Source organism: Arsukibacterium sp., assembly GCF_018402695.1.
Lineage (GTDB): Bacteria > Pseudomonadota > Gammaproteobacteria > Enterobacterales > Alteromonadaceae > Alishewanella.
In genome coordinates this window covers 227,243-243,726 of record NZ_JAGYIM010000011.1, presented here as the reverse complement: position 1 = coordinate 243,726, position 16,484 = coordinate 227,243, and the positions used below count along the sequence as shown (strand labels likewise).

General features: G+C 52.0%; 13 protein-coding genes. 7 read left to right on the top strand and 6 right to left on the bottom strand.

The genetic code is table 11. The features are described 5' to 3' along the window. Positions 1-83 precede the first annotated feature (83 nt). The 6 genes from tal to KG631_RS05875 all read left to right on the top strand — a co-directional run bounded on the left by tal (position 84) and on the right by KG631_RS05875 (position 8,768). Positions 84-1,034 (top strand): transaldolase, encoded by a 951-nt coding sequence (gene tal, locus KG631_RS05900; RefSeq protein ID WP_213996571.1) that lies wholly within the window; start codon positions 84-86, stop codon positions 1,032-1,034. Positions 1,035-1,096: 62 nt separating this feature from the next. Further along, positions 1,097-2,728, top strand: a complete 1,632-nt coding sequence (pgi, locus tag KG631_RS05895; RefSeq protein ID WP_213996565.1) for a glucose-6-phosphate isomerase — start codon at positions 1,097-1,099, stop codon at positions 2,726-2,728. Positions 2,729-2,864: 136 nt separating this feature from the next. Continuing rightward, positions 2,865-5,441 carry a vitamin K epoxide reductase family protein gene (locus KG631_RS05890; protein ID WP_213996562.1) on the top strand — a complete coding sequence of 859 codons (2,577 nt, stop codon included), beginning with the start codon at positions 2,865-2,867 and terminating at the stop codon, positions 5,439-5,441. A 29-nt stretch (positions 5,442-5,470) separates the two neighbouring features. After that, entirely contained in the window at positions 5,471-6,631 is a 1,161-nt protein-coding gene (locus KG631_RS05885) for a hypothetical protein (protein WP_213996559.1), read from the top strand. A 167-nt stretch (positions 6,632-6,798) separates the two neighbouring features. Next, positions 6,799-7,566 carry a class II aldolase/adducin family protein gene (locus KG631_RS05880; RefSeq protein ID WP_213996556.1) on the top strand — a complete coding sequence of 256 codons (768 nt, stop codon included), beginning with the start codon at positions 6,799-6,801 and terminating at the stop codon, positions 7,564-7,566. Positions 7,567-7,592: 26 nt separating this feature from the next. Continuing rightward, a complete protein-coding gene (locus KG631_RS05875) occupies positions 7,593-8,768 on the top strand; it encodes a mandelate racemase/muconate lactonizing enzyme family protein (protein WP_213996553.1) in 1,176 nt (391 codons plus the stop codon). Between the two features lie 11 nt (positions 8,769-8,779). Here the strand turns inward: KG631_RS05875 and KG631_RS05870 are convergent, their stop codons facing one another. Both KG631_RS05870 and KG631_RS05865 read right to left on the bottom strand, forming a co-directional pair. Next, positions 8,780-9,706 carry an amidohydrolase family protein gene (locus KG631_RS05870; RefSeq protein ID WP_213996549.1) on the bottom strand — a complete coding sequence of 309 codons (927 nt, stop codon included), beginning with the start codon at positions 9,704-9,706 and terminating at the stop codon, positions 8,780-8,782. Beyond that, complete coding sequence (locus KG631_RS05865; RefSeq protein WP_213996543.1) at positions 9,687-10,415, bottom strand: SDR family oxidoreductase; 729 nt, start codon at positions 10,413-10,415, stop codon at positions 9,687-9,689. Before KG631_RS05865 ends, KG631_RS05870 begins: the two co-directional genes overlap by 20 nt. Positions 10,416-10,579: 164 nt before the next feature. On the opposite strand from KG631_RS05865, the gene KG631_RS05860 reads away from it, so the two are divergent. Beyond that, positions 10,580-10,753, top strand: coding sequence for a DUF3545 family protein (locus KG631_RS05860; RefSeq protein WP_019675643.1), 174 nt, complete (start codon positions 10,580-10,582; stop codon positions 10,751-10,753). A 75-nt stretch (positions 10,754-10,828) separates the two neighbouring features. On the opposite strand, the gene ung is transcribed toward KG631_RS05860, so the two are convergent. Genes ung through thrA form a run of 4 tightly spaced genes read right to left on the bottom strand, consistent with a single transcriptional unit; the run spans position 10,829 to position 16,258 of the window. Then, the gene (gene ung, locus KG631_RS05855) at positions 10,829-11,497 is read right to left on the bottom strand and encodes a uracil-DNA glycosylase (protein WP_213996539.1); all 669 of its coding nucleotides are present in this window, start codon (positions 11,495-11,497) and stop codon (positions 10,829-10,831) included. Then, positions 11,494-12,774, bottom strand: coding sequence for a threonine synthase (gene thrC / locus KG631_RS05850; protein WP_213996537.1), 1,281 nt, complete (start codon positions 12,772-12,774; stop codon positions 11,494-11,496). The genes ung and thrC overlap by 4 nt, the downstream gene beginning before the upstream one ends. Positions 12,775-12,776: 2 nt before the next feature. Beyond that, complete coding sequence (gene thrB, locus KG631_RS05845; protein WP_213996535.1) at positions 12,777-13,772, bottom strand: homoserine kinase; 996 nt, start codon at positions 13,770-13,772, stop codon at positions 12,777-12,779. 5 nt (positions 13,773-13,777) lie between these two features. Further along, a complete protein-coding gene (gene thrA / locus KG631_RS05840) occupies positions 13,778-16,258 on the bottom strand; it encodes a bifunctional aspartate kinase/homoserine dehydrogenase I (protein WP_365868307.1) in 2,481 nt (826 codons plus the stop codon). Positions 16,259-16,484: the final 226 nt, after the last annotated feature.

The following is a 16,484-nucleotide window of genomic DNA, read 5'->3' as shown; positions in this document are numbered from 1 at the left end:
CATTTTGTAGTAATATTTCTACATTTATTGCCTGGCATCGGCATAAACCCTAAAATTCGTCAAAAAAACGGTAATTAAACTATATGAGTGATTTATTAAGCCAACTTAAAGCCGTCACTACAGTGGTCGTAGACAGTGGTGATTTGGGCGCAATTGAACAGTTCCGGCCAGTTGACGCCACCACTAACCCTTCATTATTACTTAATGCCAGTCAGCTTGATTTTGCCAAACCGATGCTGAGTGCCGCCATTGATTATGCCAAAGCACATGCCAGTGGCAAAGCTGCAGTACTGGAGCTAGCCTGCGACAAGTTCGCGGTTGATGTTGGCACCGCCATCAGTAAGCTGGTGCCAGGCCGGGTATCAACCGAAGTGGATGCCCGCTTATCATTTGATACTGAAGCAACCGTTGCAAAAGCACTGCAGCTGGTTGAGCTGTATCAGCAAAATGGTGTAAGTACTGACCGTATTCTGATTAAAGTGGCGTCAACCTGGGAAGGTATTCAGGCAGCCCGTCAGTTAGAGCAGCAAGGTATTCAATGTAATCTTACCTTGCTGTTCCATATGGCTCAGGCCCGGGCCTGTGCTGAAGCCGGTGCCTATCTTATTTCACCTTTTGTCGGCCGTATTCTCGACTGGTACAAAGCCAACACCCAGCAAGACTATACCGCTGATACTGATCCGGGCGTGTTATCGGTGCGTGATATTTACCATTTTTACAAAGAACATGGTTATGCCACTGTGGTAATGGGCGCCAGTTTCCGCAATACCGGCGAAGTGCTGGCGCTGGCCGGCTGTGATCGGTTGACTATCAGCCCGGGTTTACTGGATGAGTTGAGTAAACAAACCGGCACCCTGGATGTGAAACTGGTCGATGGTGGCGCTAAAACCGCTAAACCTACAGCGTTGAGTGAAAGTGAGTTCCGTTGGCAGCTGAACGAAGATGCGATGGCGACTGAAAAACTGGCCGAGGGTATCCGCAAGTTTGCCATTGACCAGCGCAAGCTGGAGCAGTTAATTGCCGGACAACTTTAACCTACTTAACAACTTTAACCCAGTTAGAAATCAACGGATTGGCAGCAGCACAGGAGCACTTTATGTCGGGCAGTTTTATTGATCATTTAAGTCAGCTGAGGGAACTGGGTAACCAAAGTGGCAATTTACGTGATGCGTTCAAAGACGACCCTAACCGGGCAGCGCGCTATCGCACAACAGCCTGCGGTTTAACCCTGGACTATGCCAAAAACCTGATTGATGACACCAGCTGGCAGGCATTGCAGCAACTGGCTGCTGACAGTAAAATAAGTAGCTTGCGCCAGCAAATGCAGCAGGGTGCTGCTATCAATAATACTGAGCAACGGGCGGTCTGGCATACCCGGCTGCGCCAGCAGGATGTCACCGGCTTAATGCTGAATGGTGAAGATATTGGTCAGCAAATTACTGAGTGCCGGGCCAGAATGGCGGCATTGGTAGACACCCTGCACCAGCAACAGTATCTGGGATATCAGGGCAATGCTATAACCGATCTGATTTGGGTCGGTATCGGTGGCTCTTTACTGGGGCCGCAAATGGCAGTAGAGGCATTGACGCCCTATCACTGCAGCCCGGTTAAGCTGCATTTTGCCGGTAATATTGATGGCGCTGTCATCAGCGATATTCTGGCCGGATTAAACCCGGCGACAACTTTGGTAGTGGTAGCATCAAAATCATTCGGTACCGAAGAAACCAAACAAAATGCACTGGCTATCCGTCAGTGGTTTACTGAGCATGGCGCCGATAAACACGCTATTGCCCATCACTTCTGGGCCACTTCGTCTAATATCAGCGCCGCCGACGAATTTGGTATTGAACAGAAAAACATTCTGCCGATGTGGGACTGGGTGGGTGGTCGTTACTCGTTATGGTCCGCTATTGGTCTGCCGATTGCTTTGATGATTGGCAACCAGCAATTCAACCAGCTGTTAGCCGGCGCTGAGGCGATGGATCAGCATTTTTTCAATGCGCCTTTTGCTGAGAATATGCCGGTGATCATGGCATTGCTGGGTGTCTGGTACATTAACGGCCACAGCTGTCAGGCGCAGGCGCTGCTACCGTACAGCCATTATTTACGTTTACTGCCCTCTTATGTGCAGCAACTGGATATGGAAAGCAACGGCAAAAGTGTCGATAGCAACGGTAAGTCGTTGCCATACGCTACCGCACCGGTGATCTGGGGCGATGCCGGCACCAACGGCCAGCACGCTTACCATCAGTTATTGCATCAGAGTGCGTTAGCCGTGCCGGCTGACTTTATTCTGCCACTAAAGGTCAAGCACCCGTTAAAAGACCAGCATAGCCGCCTGGCAGCGCATTGTTTTGCCCAGACTCAGGCACTAATGCAGGGCAAAACCCTGCAGGAAGCTACCGCCGAATGTCTGGCGCAGGGTATGAACGAGCAACAGGCTAAAGCCCTGGCGCCACATAAAGTGTCGCCGGGCAATAAACCCAGTAATACTTTATTGCTACCTGAGTTATCACCCTACTATTTAGGGGCATTAATCGCGCTTTACGAGCACAAGGTATTTTGTCAGGGCGCCATCTGGCAACTGAACAGCTTTGATCAATGGGGCGTAGAGCTCGGTAAACAACTATCCGGCCCGATTTATCAGGCCCTTACTGGCAATAGCAGTCACAGCTTCGATAGCTCTACCACGGCATTAATAAAGCAGTTTCTGGCTGCGCAGAACTAACCCGTTTAACTGAACCGTCGCTCTACCACACCGCTTTTGCTCCGGCAAAGCGGTGTTTTTATTTCGCCCGCGTTTGGTTAACCCGGCAAAAATCGTCTAACCTTTTATTAACTAAATTTCCTCTGCCCGTATGTTGATGAAACCGGCAACCGTTTCTAGCGAACCCAGCCAGACAGGAGGACATACTATTAACGCTATACAGTCTGCTACTAACAACCAGCAAGAACCCGATAAAAAAACCGCATCAGCAAACCAGACCCAACAGAAACCTGTAGTGCTGATAACCGGTGCCGGTGGCAATATTGGTTCAGCTTTAGCAAACAGCCTGCGCCAGGACTATCAGGTGGTGGGCATGGATCAAGACGAAGCCGACGGTATTTTGCAAGCGGATTTAACCTCAGCCGACTCGCTGGCCCTGGCATTTCATCATTTTCGAGAGCAATACGGCGGCCATATCGCAGCAGTTGTTCATTTGGCGGCTTACTTTGATTTCACCGGCGAAAAATCGCCGTTATACGACGAAGTAAACGTTAAAGGAACAGAGAAATTGCTAACCGCCCTGGCCGATTTTAAAGTTGAGCGGTTTATTTATTCCGGCACTATGCTGGTGCATCAGCCGGTATCGCCTGGCGAGCGGGTCAGCGAGTCCACACCTATAGCGCCCAAATGGGCTTATCCTGAGTCTAAAGCAGAAACTGAAAAGGCTATCCGGCAGCACCGCAACGGTATTCCCTGCACTTTTTTGCATCTGGCCGGCCTGTATAACGAGCATAGCGCCGTGCCAACCCTGAGCCATCAAATCGCCCGGATTTACCAGCGGGATTTAAAGTCGCACTTATATGCAGGTGATTTGGATGCCGGTCAGTCGTTTATTCATCAGGACGATATGTTGGCGTTATTCAAGCGTTGTATTGAGCGGCGCAATGACCTGCCAGAGGACTGCACTATTCTGGCTGGCGAACCTGACACATTAAGCTATAGCGAGCTGCAGGATAAGCTGGGCAAGTTAATTCACGGCGAACACTACTGGCGTACCATCAGTTTACCGCAACCGGTCGCTAAAGCAGGGGCCTGGCTGCAACTGAAAGCCGAGCCTGTGGTGCCCGATGCGATAGACCATGGAGAAGAGCCGTTTATCCGGCCGTTTTTAATTGAACTGGCCTCTGATCATTATGCGCTGGATATCAGTCAAGCCCGCCAGCTGCTGGACTGGCAGCCGCAGCACAGAATTAACGATAAGTTGCCACAAATGGTGAGACAGCTGAAAAAAGATCCGGTTGCCTGGTATCAGGACAATGGGATCCGGCCGCCTGACTGGCTGACAGAAGCCGAAGAGCTTAGCGGCAATCCGGAAACCCTGCGAAAACGCCATGAAACCTGGTACCGTCAGGAATATCAGCGCAACTTGTGGGGGCCGTGGTTTAATATCGGTCTTGGCTGTTGGTTAATGGCCTCAATACCACGGCTGGGTTACCAGTCGCAGGCCATGATCTACAGTGATCTGCTGTCCGGTGCACTGATAGTACTGTTGGCATTTCTGGCATTGTCGTGGCGACTGCCAGCTGTCCGCTGGGCCAGCGCAGCAGTCGGCTGCTGGGTCCTTACTGCGCCACTGCTGTTCTGGACTGAAGCACCAGCAGTCTATTTAAACAGTACGATTATTGGCACGTTGGTGATCGCCTTTTCTGTGTTATTGCGCCCGGCACCCGGGGTATCGCCGGTGGCAGTCATGACAGGCCCGGATATTCCGGTGGGCTGGTCATATTCACCCTCAACCTGGTTGCAACGCCTGCCGATTATTGTACTGGCTTTTATTGGTTTTTTTATTTCAGCCTATATGGCGGCCTATCAGCTGGGCCATATTGATGTCATCTGGGAGCCATTCTTCCAAGGTGCCATTGCAGGTGACGGCAAAAATGGTACTGCCGAAATCATCACATCATCGGTATCCGAGGCCTGGCCGGTGCCCGATGCCGGCGCCGGTGCCCTGGTATATTTGTTTGAAATACTGGTTGGTGTTGCCGGCTCAACCCGGCGCTGGCGTACTATGCCCTGGCTGGTTGTGCTATTTGGCTTTCTTATCGTGCCCATGGGCGTGGTGTCTATTACCTTTATTATCATTCAACCCATAGTATTGGGTACCTGGTGCACCCTTTGTTTGATAGCAGCAACGGCGATGCTGTTACAGATCCCGTTTTCACTGGATGAACTGATTGCCACCGGCCAGTTCCTTAAACGCCGCCGTCAGCAGGGCCAGTCAGTACTACGGATCTTTTTTACCGGCGATACCGATGAAGATGATGGCCGTCGCGACCATGACAGTTTCGAGCAATCGCCACGGCAAATTATAAGCAATGTTTTCAGTGGCGGTGTTCGCGTCTGCCCTGGCCTGATGGTGTGTATCGTTACCGGCCTGTTACTTATGTTCAGCCGGGTTTTACTGGGCGTGGATGGTGCCATGGCCGATGCCCAACACCTGTTGGGGGCGCTGGTTATTACCCTATCAGTTATTGCCCTGGCAGAGGTAGCCCGGGCGCTGCGCTTTGTTAATCTGCTGCTGGCGCTGGCCCTGATGATTTGCGCCGTCGTTATTCCAAGCAGCACCCTCATTATTATTGCCAGCCTGACAGCAGCCACAGTGATAATGGTTGCCAGCATTTTCCGGGGACCGGCAAACAGCAGTTATGGCCGCTGGTCGCGGCTGATTGTCTGAATTTTTCCGAAACAACACAGGAGAGTGTTATGAATGAACAACTAAGCAAAAATACCATTAGCGAACTGCTGAAAGTGGCAGACACGGTTTGTCTGTCATTATATATGCCAACTCACCGCAGTTTTCCAAAGCGCAATGAAAACCCGATTTTGTTTAAAAATCTGCTGTCGCAACTAGCGGAGAAATTGCAGCAGCAGTACCCTGATGCCGATAAGGCCAGTCTGATGCACGGCTTTGCAAAACTGCAGGATGACCAGGAGTTCTGGCAGCATCCGCAAAATGGGCTGGCGGTATTTGCAGCCGATGATTTTTTTAAAGTGCTGAAGCTGGAGCAGCCAGTTGCGGAGCGCACCTTTGTTTGTGACCATCCATATATATCGCCGCTAATCCGGCTGACTCAGACAACCGAAAATTATCAGGTATTGTGTTTAAGCCGTGACAGTATTCGTTTGTTTGCAGGTAACCGCGATACGATAAATGAAGTGTCACTTCATCCTGATGTGCCCGCTACCAAAGAGCAGGCATTAGGGCATGAACTTACCCCTTCCGACCAGACCGGCTACCATCAGGGTTTCGGTGCGACCAGCGATCGCGGCGATCCCTATGCCCACGAGTCCGGAGGCAACGATAAACAGGAAGAAATAGACATTGACCGCCAGCGTTACTTCCGGGCGGTCGACAAAGCCATTACTGAGCATTATTCCCAGCCTTCGGCATTGCCACTGATATTAGCCGCGTTACCGGAGAATCAGGGCTTTTTCCGCGAAGTCAGTCACAACCCCAATCTGCTGGCTGACGGCGTCACTGTCGATTTAAGTGACCTTGATACCAGCAAATTACGCGAGCAGTGCTGGCAGCTGATGGCTGCGTCGTATGATCAGAAAGTTGACGACCTGTTACAACAATACGGCCAGTCAGAAAATCAGGGGCAGGCCTCCAATAAACTGGCGGACATTGAACAGGCCGCAAAAATAGGCCGGATTGCCACCTTGCTGGTCGGCAAAGATCGGCTTGCCGTGGCGAAAGTAGATAAGTACGACGCCAGCAACGAGTATCCGGATTTGCTGGAAGAGTTAGTGCTGAAGGTAGTCCAGCACGGTGGTGACGTGATGGTAATTCCGCCTGAACGTCTCCCCGGCAAGAGCAAAGCCGCGGCAATCTACCGCTTTGAGTTAGCGGGCAACAAATAATGATGGCATCTTGCCCGGGCAGCTACGCTGTCCGGGCAAGATGCATAGATAGCGCCGCCACCACCACTTTATTTAAGCAGTGCCATTGATCCCCTCTGCTAACTCACTTAGACTTCTGAACATCTATTTGCCAGCGTATTGCTGGGCAGCTTGTCGGAGGTAACGCGTTGCAACCTTTACCAAAGCTCAATTTACGTGACAAAGTCAGTGCCGCAGAATGGCAGCTACGGCTCGATTTAGCAGCCTGCTACCGGCTGGTGGAGCATCATCGCTGGGGCGATTTAATTTATACCCACTTGTCAGCACGCTTGCCCGGAACCGAGCATTATCTGGTTAATGCCTTTGGCCTGACCTTTGACGAAGTGACCGCGTCCAATCTGGTTAAAGTTGACTTACAGGGCAATATTCTGGATGACACACCGTTTCAGATTAACCCGGCCGGCTTTACTATTCACAGTGCTATCCATCAAGTGCGACCTGATGCCCATTGCGTTATTCACCTGCATACCAAAGAAACCATCGCCGTGGCCAGCCAGCAGCAAGGCTTGCTGCCATTAAGCCAATACTCGATGTTTTCGCTGGGCTCGCTGGCGTATCACCAATACGAGGGTCTGGCGGTTAATCAGGATGAGAAAGCCCGCTTGCAAAGCGATTTAGGCCAGCATAACCATATGTTGCTGGTTAACCACGGCGGCTTAACCGTAGGCCCGACGGTAGGTGATGCCTTTATGCGCTTTTACGATTTACAGCGCGCTTGCGAAATTCAGTTGGCGCTGCAGGCCAGCGGCCAGCCGGTAATACCGGTTCCGCAGGCGATAGTGGATAATATCAGCAAGCAAGCCAAGGTTGTACACAGTGGCAGCACCGGCGGTCAGTTAGCCTGGCCGGCGATGTTGCGTAAAGCCTACCGGCTTGACCCCGGTTTTGCCCAATAGCCGTTGCCCATCTAACAGGAGTCAGCATGAAAGTTACCCGCGTCGAAGTATTTGATATTTATTGTCCGGATCGCCCGGCCTGGACTCCGGTTTTTGTCAGAATTCATACCGATGAGGGCATCAGCGGGGTCGGTGAAGCCGGCCTGGCTTATGATTTAGGCCACAGTGCCGCCGCAGCAATGATTAAAGAAATGGCCGAGGCCTTTTTAATTGGTCATGACCCGTTTCAGACCGAAAAGCTCTGGTCACGGATGCTGCGCGAAAGCTTCTGGGGCCTGGGCGGCGGCCCGGTTATATACTCAGCAATGAGCGCCATAGATACCGCTTTGTGGGATATAAAAGGTAAAGCCCTGAACCTGCCGGTGTATCAGTTGCTGGGCGGTAAAGTAAACGACAAGCTGCGTACCTATGCCTCGCAGTTACAGTTTGACTGGGGCCCGGAATTTAAAGCGTTGGTGCACCCTGAGCAATACGCTGAAGCCGCGTTAAAAGCCATTGCTGAAGGCTACGACGCCGTTAAAGTTGACCCTATTCAGTACGATAAAGACGGCAATACCTACTACGACCGTACCAATATTATCTCCCGTACCGAAATGAAGCTGTACCGGGCAAGAATGCAGGCCATTCGTGATGCCGTCGGTGATGAAGTGGATATCATTTTTGAATGCCACAGTCTGCCCGGTGCCACCTCAGCTATTCAGATTGGTGAAATAGCCAAAGAGTTCGACTGCATGTACTTTGAAGAGCCGGTCAATTACCTGAACCACTCCCTGCATGCCAAAGTAGCTGATAAAGTCGCGGTGCCCATTGCCGGCGGCGAGCGGCTCTACAACCGCTGGGGGGTGCGGCCTTATCTGGAAGATCAGAGCATCGACGTGCTGCAGCCGGATATCGGCCTGTGTGGCGGCTTTACTGAGACCAAAAAAGTTTGTGATTACGCCGATATTTTTGATGTCCGCATTCAGGCCCATGTTTGTGGCGGCCCGGTGGCAACGGCTGCTGCGTTGCATCTGGAAACCGCGATACCTAACTTTTTAATTCACGAGCATCACACCTACGCCATTAAAAAGTGGAACCGCGAGCTGTGTCTTCAGGATCCGCAGCCGAAAAATGGCTTTTTTCAGGTATCAGAAGCGCCGGGGATTGGTATTGAGCTTAACGATGAGATCGTTATGCGCTCACAACGGGTTGAGATTAAATAGCGAGCGGCGGCTTATTCCTCAGTCAGCCGATAACAGGCTCTGGCTGTGCCAGCACTTAGTTGCTGCCAGCCAGCGCTGCCAAGCCCCAGCTTAGTCAGTAACTGGTAATAGCGCCGCCACAACTGCTGATAACTACCCTGCCATAAACATAACGGATAATTACTGGCCAGCATCAGCCGTTCGACCGGCCACTCGCTGAGCACTGCAGCAAATACCTGCTGCTGCCAGGCGGGGTCTGCGGTACTGTAACGACCGGCATTTAACATCTCCCAGCCAGACAACTTCATTGCCACATTGGGCAAGGGGGCCAGCATCTGAATTGCCTGCTGCCACAAGTGAAAGTGCTCAGGCCGTGCTAAACCAGCATGATTCAGCACCAGCGTTAAATCCGGAAACTGCTGTGCCAGCTGCTGAATTCTGGCGACGTTTTTTGAGCTGGCCAGGCTGCACTGCACTTCCAGCACCAGCTTATGTTGTGCAAGCCGCGGGGCAATATTCAACAACTGCGGTGCATGCAGCCAGCACTCATCATCGCCTTCAAAAATATGCCGCACCCCAGCTGGCTGATAGGGCAACAGCGCCTGCAGGTTTTGCTGGATCTGGGCTATTGGCAGGCTGCAATCCAGAAACGCCACCGCACGGTGCGGGCAGGCGATTTGCTGACCGGCTATCCAGGCCAGCTCGCGCTCGGGTGCACTGTTATCAAAGCCGGCTTCAATATGCACCAGAGCGGCCAGTTTAAAGGGTGGTTTCAGCTCAAGCTTTGCCACTGAGTAATCATGCTGCAATAAAGCCTTATCCGGCCAGGCAGGCGGATTGGCGCTTTGCAGCCAATGGTACTGGCCCGCACTGAGTTGCCACAGGTGTAAATGCGGGTCGACAATCTGCAGCACCTCTGGCCGGGTCATATGGCAGCGCTCACTGACACGTATAGCCACCGTCAATTAATTGCAGACTGCCGGTAATAAAACGGGCATTGTCACTGGCTAAAAAGGCGACCAATGCAGCCACTTCCGCAGGCTGGCCTAAACGCCCCAGCGGCTGCTCGGCAGCTTCATCAGCCACCACAGCCGCCTTATCAGCCCCACTGTTAGCACAGTAACGGTCAATCGCCTGATGAAATAACGGCGTTTCAATGGTACCCGGGCAAACAGCATTTACCCGGATATTAAAACGGGCATAATCCAGTGCCGTGGTTTTCGCCATTGAGGCCAGTGCGTGTTTGGTCAGGTTGTAGGCAAAGGAGTTTTTCTTGGCGATCAAGGCCTGATCTGACGCCAGCAGCACAATGGCACCATTATGTTGCGCCCGCATTTGAGGCAACACCGCCTGCAGCGCGGCATAAGCGCCTTTAACATTAAGTGCAAATAAGCTATCCAGAGTAGTTTCGTCAGTCGCTTCAATATCGGCACTCAGATGCCGGCCCGCGTTAGACACCAATAAATCAATGCGGCCGGTTGTGCTTAAAATATGCTGAATAACACTTTTCACTGTCACGACCCGGCTAACATCACATTCGTGATATTCACCCAGATCACCTGGCACTATATCCAGATTAAACACCCGATATTGTTCACTTAATAGCTTTTCAACGATGGCATAACCAATACCGTGGCTACCGCCGGTCACAATAGCAACTTTTTTCATGCCAGCTCCTATGGTTTTCAGTTGCAAGCATCATAAGCCAACTTAGCTTTTTTTGAAATTTTTACCATCGCTGTAACGCTGTTGTCACTTAACTATTTTATTTTACAACAAAGTGTGGTAGAACTTTCGTTGAAAATTACAACAACATCAGCAGAGGCCGTATTATGGAAAGCTTCGAAGAATTACTGAACATGTTGGAACGCCCGGCAGCAAAACCTAAAGCTGTTAAGCGTAAATGGCGCGAAATTGAAGAGCTAAAAGAGCGTCATCGTCTTAAAAAAGAGCTATGCGATATAGACTGGACCATAGAACCAGAGCTGGCTGATATCGAATTATAACAACAACGCCCAATCATTGATTGGGCGTTGTTGTTTTAACTGCAGCTACGGGTTTATTGGGCTTACTTTGCTAAGCTAGCAGCAAACCGAGTGCCAGTTAATGGCGCTACGGTTACTGTCTTGCAGTAAACTATTGGTTTGCAAAAAGTGGCCGCAGCCTAAAAACCCCCGGTGTGCCGACAACGGCGACGGATGCGGCGCTGTCAGAATATGATGGCGCTCACCGTCAATCAGCCGGGCCTTTTTCTGGGCATGGCTGCCCCATAGTAAAAACACGATACCCTGGCAGTTTTGGCTGATGGCTGTTATTACCTGATCGGTAAACTGCTCCCAGCCTAACTTGCGATGCGAATTGGGCTGGTTAGCAATTACTGTCAGTACGGTATTAAGCAATAATACCCCCTGCCCGGCCCAGCTTTGCAAATTACCATGGCCAGGCGGGCAAAAATCCGGGTATTCCAGCGCCAGCTCTTTATAAATATTGGCCAGCGACGGCGGTACTTTTACGCCGTCCCGCACTGAAAATGCCAAGCCATGGGCCTGGTTCGGCCCATGGTAAGGGTCTTGTCCCAACACCACCACTTTTAACTGCGCTAGCCCGGTAAGCTTAAACGCATTAAATACATCAGCCTGCGGCGGATATATTACGGTGCCGGCGCTGCGTGCAGCCGCCACTTCATCTAGCAGCTTTTGGAAATACGGCTGCTGTTTTTGCTCACCCAATAGTTGCTGCCAGTCGGTCATGCGCGTTTTAAGGTCCTGATCACCTGTTCAAGAGCTGCAAAGTCTGCCGCAATATCGATGCTAAGTCCAGACTCTGCGGCACAAGCGGCCAATGCCGGTGGCAACGCAATCGGGCTACCGAGAATATTCTCAACCTGCTCTTTAAACTTTGCCGGATGAGCGGTACCAAAGAAAATACCAAACTCATCAGCTGCCAGGCTGCGTTTCAGTGCCTTGTAGGCCACAGCAGCATGCGGTTCGCTTAAATAGCCCAGTTGCCACAATTGACGCACGCCAAGCTGGGTATCGTCTTCATCGACTGCTACCGCGGCAATATCAGCGCGGCTAATCACACCTTGCGCCAGCAAGGCCTCTACCCGTGGCCAGTTATTAGGGGCACTGACATCCATAGCATTGGACAGCGTCGCTACCGTGGTTTTCGGTTGCCACTGCTGGTTTTGCCAGTAGCGCGGCACCGTATCATTACTGTTGGTAGCGGCAATCATCCGTTTTATTGGCAAGCCCATGGCTTTGGCAATCAGGCCGGCGGTCAGGTTACCGAAGTTACCACTGGGCACAGATATTACCACCTTGTCCCGCTGCGCTGGCGGCACCTGCGCTATGGCTTCAAAGTAATAACAAATCTGCGCAAACAGCCGGCTGATATTAATCGAGTTGGCAGAGGTAATATTGAATTCCTCTACCAGCGCTTTATTGTCAAACACCTGTTTGACCAGCGCCTGACACTGATCAAAGTCACCGTCGACGGCCAGCGTGGTAATATTGTCACCCAGGGTAGTAAACAGCTTTTCCTGCAGACTACTGATCTTGCCCTTCGGAAACAGAATAACCACCTGCACCCCGCTCTGGCGGTAAAACGCATGCGCTACCGCAGCGCCGGTATCGCCCGAGGTAGCGGTAACAATCGTAGTCGGTTCAGGTTGGGCTTTAGCCAGCGCCTGCGCCATAAAGCGGCCGCCGAAATCTTTAAATGCCAGGGTTGGCCCGTGAAACAGCTCCAGGGCACTGACGTTGTCGGTGACTTTTACCAGCGGCGCCGGAAAGGTAAAAGCCCGATCCAGCATCGCCAGCAACTCAGCTTCCGGCAACTCATCACCAATCAATGCGGCTAAAATTTTACTGCTGCGCTCAACCAGTGGCAGCGCCAGTAAAGCGTCAATATCCAGCTTTGGCCAGCGGGTCGGAAAGAATAAGCCCTGTTGCTGGCCCAGGCCCTGGCGTACCGCCTGTAAAAAGCTGACCTGCTCGGTCGCGACTTTTAAATTTGTTAATTGCATCTTTAGTTCCTTTGGCCTGAATCGGCAGGGAGCTGTGGCAGCGCTCTGGCACCAGCAGCAGAGAGTTGGCAAATCCGGGTACAGGCATCAGCATTTTTAGCATAATGTTGCTGCAGGTATGCTGCAGCCTCAATGGCAGTATTATCATCCGGACACAGTGCGAATAAGGTGGGTCCGGCACCGGAGATACCCAGATGTAACACGCCTTTTTCCATTAACCCACAGCGCAGCAACGGCAGCTCAGGAATGAGCGGCGTGCGCGCTGGCTCAGCCACCAGATCCTGCAGTGCTGCAATGGCTTCGCTTTCATCCTGACAATATAACGCACTGACAAAGCGGCTGAGCATGCCGGCAAATTCAATACTATCGGCCAGGCTGAGTTGCTTTGGCAATAAGGCCCGGGCAGCCTTGGTAGATAACACAGTGCCGGGGTAGCTTAATACCACCCGCCAGTGGCTGAACCAGGGCAACGCCCGGCTTGCTTTGCCACTGCCCGGCAGCATCAGCTGTAAGCCACCGAGATAGCTTGGTGCCACATTATCATAATGAACACTGCCGCTAACGCCACCCTCGGCTTCTGCCATTAACTGCAGCAACTGCGGTTGGGTTAATGGCTGACCAAAATACTGATTGAAGGCATAACAGGCAACGACAATAGAGCAGGCACTGGAGCCCAGACCACTACCGACCGGCAGGTTCTTCTGTAAATGCAGCGCCAGCCGCGGCAAGGGTTTACCAACAGCCTGCTCAAAGGCATAAAAGCAACTCAGTACCAAGTTATCACTGCTGTCTGCCGGTAACTGATGGCGATAACGGCCACTGATTTGCAGGCTCAGCTCGCTCTGCTCAGCATGAATTTCCAGTACATCGCCAAATAGCTCGTCGTTTGCTGTTCTAACGGGCAGCGGTTCAAAGGCCGCGCCCAGCAAATCAAAACCAACCGAGAAATTACCGGTTGACGCCGGCGCAAAATACCGCTGTATTGTTGAATTGGTCATCGTCGTTACACCTGCTGCTGCCAGCTCAGGGTGCGCATAATATCGCTGAATACCCCCGCTGAGGTAACCGCCGCGCCGGCACCATAGCCACGCAATACAAACGGAATAGGCTGATAATAACGGCTGTGAATAGCCAGCGCATTTTCACCGTCTTTCACCTTAGCCAGCGGGTGGTCCTGGTCCAGTGCCTTAATCGCCACCTGACACTTCCCATCATGAATTTCACCTATATAGCGCAGCACCTTACCCTCTGCTGCTGCCGCTTTCACCCTTGCTCTGAACGCGTCATCCAGTGCCGGCAACCGCGCCATAAAATCATCGGTACTGCCGCTGCTGTCAAAGTCTGCTGGTAATACCGGCTCAATGCTGACATCGCTCAGCTCCAGCGCCATGCCCGCTTCACGGGCCATTATCAGCAGTTTACGGGCGACGTCGGTGCCGGATAAATCATCGCGTGGATCCGGCTCAGTAAAGCCCATCGCTTTTGCTTTAGTGGTGACGGCAGATAAACTGGCACCGGCTTCCAACTCACCGAAAATGTAAGAAAGTGACCCCGATAAAATGCCTTCAAACGCCAGTAACTCATCGCCGGCATTTAGCAACCCCTGCAAGGTATCAATAACTGGCAAGCCGGCGCCTACCGTGGTTTCATATAAAAAGCGCCGCCGTTGCTGCTGTGCTACCTGGCGCAATTGCCGGTAGTAACTGAGGCTGGCAGTATTGGCTTTTTTATTGGGGGTTACCACATGAAAACCAGCGGCCAGAAAATCTGCATACTGGCTGGCAATAGCCTCGGCACTGGTACAATCGACCAGCACCGGGTTGGTCAGATGTTGCTGGCGGACAAAGTCACTCAGTGCAACCAGCGAAAAGCTGCTGTGGCTTTGGCTAAGATCTGACTGCCAGTGACTCAGGTCAACGCCCTCTTTAGCCAATAATAACTGGCGGGAATTAGCAATGCCGTACACTGTTAGTTTTACCTGGCGTTGCTGTAAAAAGCTTTGCTGGCGCTCAATTTGCGCCAGTAGCTCCGCGCCCACCACGCCGCAGCCCACCAGAAATACATCGATACTCGGAATATGGCTGAAAAAGTTTTCATGACATACCCGCACCGCATCTTTACACACCGCCTGCTCGACCACTGCGGAGATAGAACGCTCACTACTGTCCTGGGCTATCGCCACCACATTAACCCGGGCTTGTGCCAGGGAAGCAAAAAACTTGGCGGCCACGCCGCGATGCTGGCGCATGCCATCCCCGACCAGGCTGACAATCGCCATATCGGCCAGAATACTGAGCGGTCGCAATAAGCCGGTTTGCAGTTCCAGCTCAAACTCTTGCTCCAGCGCTTTTTGTGCCCGGTTTAAATGCAATTGCGATACACAAAAACTAATACTGAATTCTGATGACGACTGGGTAATCAAACTGACTGAAATTTGCGAGCGGGCCATCGAGGCAAATACCCGGCTGGCCATGCCGACTACCCCTTTTAAACCCGGGCCCGACACGGTAAACAGCGCTAAATGCTCCAGGCTGGAAATGCCTTTTACCAGGGCTTCACCATCACCGCTGACATCAATACAGGTCCCTGGCGCTGCCGGGTTCAGGGTATTTTTGATATAACAGGGGATCTGGTAGCGTGCCAGCGGACCAATGGTTTTCGGGTGTAGCACCTTAGCGCCAAAATACGACAGCTCCATCGCTTCATCGTAGGATAAACGGTCAATTAGCCGGGTTTGTTTTACCTGACGCGGGTCAGCGCTGTATACCCCATCGACATCAGTCCATATTTCGCACGCCGCGGCCCGGATACTGGCTGCGACTATTGCCGCCGAATAGTCCGAACCATTGCGGCCAAGCAGAGTCGGCTCGCCCTGGCTATTGCTGGAAACAAAACCGGCAATCACATACACCGCAGCGCTTTGTTTGGCGATAGCCTGTTGCAGGGTTTGCTCAGAGCCAGCGATATCGGCGCTGGCATTCAAGTAATCACCCTGACTTTTAATCAGCGTCACCGCATTCAGCGCCAGCGCATTAACCCTATTAGCCACCAGCAAGGCCGTCATCAATGCGACACTAAACTGCTCACCCAGGCCCAGAATTTTCGCTTTAATATGGTCAGGACAGTGCCGCAGCAAACTAATGCCCTGTAAATGCAACGCCAGCCCTGCCAGCTGTTGCTGCCACAATGCCTGCACCTGGCTCACCTGCTCTGCAGATAAGCCTGTTGCGTCGTTCAATAACTGTTGATAACGCTCCGCCAGTGCGCTGAGCACACTCTGATAGTCAGATCCCAGATAAGCCAGGTCGGTCAGCTCTACCAGCATATTGGTGACGCCCTGCGGGGCGGACAATACCAGACATACCGGGCCGGCAGCTGCCTGATGTTGCACAATTTGCGCAACGTCGGCAAAGCGTGGCAGTGATGCCAGCGACGAGCCACCAAATTTTAGCACTCTCATTTTTTTACTCCTTGCGCATCGAATTATTTGTTAATTTGTTACTGCCGACCAAGGCTGGGTAAGTACCCTTAATTGTTTCAAAAAAAAGGCCCGTGACATTTGAGGTCACGGGCCTTTTTACAGACAACACACCGCCGACCTCCTACCCCGAAGGGTGGGTGGTAATAATAATGGTGGTGAGGTCTGCTGTTTTTATTTTCATAAGAGCCACTATGCACAGACTTATAGACGTCTGTCAAACAAAAAATAA